The 2,425-nt window shown below is 76.6% G+C and carries 2 protein-coding genes; both read left to right on the top strand.

Features of this window, described 5'->3' with window-relative positions; translation table 11 throughout:
* On the top strand, positions 1 to 1,652 hold a 1,652-nt coding region (locus tag ACXJKL_RS19320), incomplete at its 5' end, for a hypothetical protein (protein ID WP_457208622.1).
* Positions 1,645 to 2,425, top strand: a 781-nt coding sequence (locus ACXJKL_RS19315; protein ID WP_457208621.1) for a DUF5719 family protein, incomplete at its 3' end; no start/stop codon positions are given. The genes ACXJKL_RS19320 and ACXJKL_RS19315, both read left to right, overlap by 8 nt.

The raw sequence follows: 2,425 nt of genomic DNA, 5'->3' as shown, positions 1-2,425 counted from the left end.
GGGCGCGCACGGCGTTCGGCTCGATCACCGGCGGCGCGCTGTCGCCCGTGCCCGGCGAGGTGGCCGAGTGGTGGCAGCTGCACGTGCAGACCTGGCACCCCCTCGGGTCGGGCACCGACGTCCCGGCCCCGGCGTACGTCCTGCCGTTCGCGTTCGTCGGCAGCCTGGTCGGGGGGCCCGGTGTCGTGGTCTCCGCGCTGATGCTCCTGGCGGTCCCGTTCGCGGCCTGGGGGGCGTGGCGGCTCCTGRCCGTCGTCGGTCACCTCGTCGACGCGCGCGACCTGCCGCGCTGGGTGCACGTCTGGGGGGCGGTGACGTACGGCCTGGTGCCCGCGACCTCGGGGGCCTGGGGCGAGGGACGCTTCGGCACCGTCGCCGTGGCCGCACTGCTGCCGTGGATGGCCCACGCGGCCCTGGGCTTCGCCGACCCCGACCGGGACCGGCGCTGGCGGGCGGCGTGGCGTACGGCGCTCCTCGTCGCTCTCGGCGCCGCGTTCGTGCCCGGCGTGTGGCTCTTCGCCCTGCTGGCCGCCGCGATCGTCCTCGGTGCGGCCGCCTTCATCTCCCCGCGGCTGCTGCGCGACCGCGACAGCTGGGGCCCGCCGGTCGCTGCCCTGGCCACGGTGCCGGTGCTGCTCGCGCCCTGGATCGTGCCCCTGGTCACCACCGGCTCGGCCGAGGGCCTCCTCCTCGAGGCGGGCCGGCTCCCGGGCGACCGGGTCGACGTGTCCGCGCTCCTCACCGGTCGCCTCGGCGACATCGGCGCACCCTGGTGGCTGGGTGCCCTGGTGGGCCTGCTCGCGCTGCTCGCCCTCCTCCCGCGCTCGACCCGGGTGCCGGTGCTGGCCTGCTGGCTGGTCGCCCTCGCGGCGTCCGTGGTGGTCGCGGTCCTCGGGTTCGTCACCCTGCAGCTGCCGGCCACCCAGACCCGGCCGAGCCTGGGCCTCTTCGTGGTCATCCTCCAGGGACTGGCCGTCGTGGCGACCGTCCTGGGGGCCGAGGCCTACCTCAACCGTCTGCACGACGGGAGCCACCACCCGCTGTGGCAGCGGGTGCTCGCCGGTGCGCTCGCCGCAGTGGCCGCGGTGGTCCCGCTGGGCGGCCTGGTCTGGTGGTTGGTCAGCCCCGACGACGACGCGCTGACCCGCGAGGAGCAGGCGGTCGTCCCGGCGTACATGGAGCAGAGCTCGCTGCTCGGGGACGAGCACGGTGTCCTGGTCCTGCGGGGCTCGGTGGCAGAGGGCATCGACTACCGCATCCTGCGCGGGGACGGCGTCACCCTCGGCGAGGACGAGGTGCTGGCCCTGGCCGACGAGGACGTCGACCTCACCGAGCAGGTGCGGGAGCTGGTCTCCGCCCCGACCGGGGAGGTGGTCGAGTCCCTGGCCGACGTCGGCATCGAGTACGTCGTCCTTCCGTCGCCCGCCGACGGCGGCGTCGCCGCCGGGCTCGACGCGACCGCCGGCCTCGACCAGGCCAGCGCGGAGGACCGCACCACCCGGGCCTGGCGCATCGACCGCCCGCTGTCCGCGGAGGGGGTCGAGGGGCGCACGACMTGGCCCCGGGTGCTGCTGCTGGTGCTCCAGGTGGCCGCCGTCCTCCTCGTCGTGGTCCTGGCCGCCCCCACCGTGAGGAGGGGCCGCGATGACTGAGCCCACCCCGACCCCTCGGGCCGGGCGCCGCTCGTCGCGGCCCGCCCGCACCCGTCGCTTCGGACCGCTCGACCTGCTCGCGGTGGTCATCCCGGTGATGACCGTGGGGACGCTGCTGCTGGTCCGTCCCGTGTCCGACGACGCCACGAGCCGGCCGCCGTCCGAGGTCGAGCTGACGCGCACCACGCTGGTGTGCCCTGCCGCGCTGCCGGGCGCGGGCACGGTCGCCGTCGCCAGCGCGACCGACGAGCGCGGCGAGGTCGAGGTCCGGCAGCCGGCCCAGGACACGCTCACCCTCGACGGCACGGTCCGCCAGGCCACCAGCAGGCCCGTGGTGCTGCAGGCCGAGGGCACGCTCGCCGCGGGCCTGGTCGCCGGCCGCTACGGCGACGGCGTCGCCACGTCGTGCGACCTCCCGAGCCCCGAGCAGTGGTTCACCGGGGTCGGTGCCTCCGCCGAGCACTCCTCGGTGCTCGAGCTCACCAACCCGGACCGCGGTCCGGCCGTCGCCGACGTCACCRTGCTCGGCCCCGACGGACCGGTCGACGTCCCGGCGATGCGCGGCGTCACCGTCCCGGGCGGCCGCACCGTCCGCTTCGACCTGGCGCAGGTGGTGCCGGACCGGGCCGACCTCAGCCTGCGGGTCGTGGTGTCCCGCGGTCGCCTCGGCGCCCACGTGGTCGACCAGGTCGACGCGCTGGGCGGCGGACCACGCAGCCGGGACTGGCTGCCGGCGCAGGCCGCGCCGGCCACGACGTCGTACCTCGTGGGAC

It is taken from the genome of Nocardioides sp. P5_C9_2, assembly GCF_054049555.1.
The sequence above is the reverse complement of the archived record's forward strand: the minus strand, read 5'-3'. Positions and strand labels throughout refer to the sequence as shown.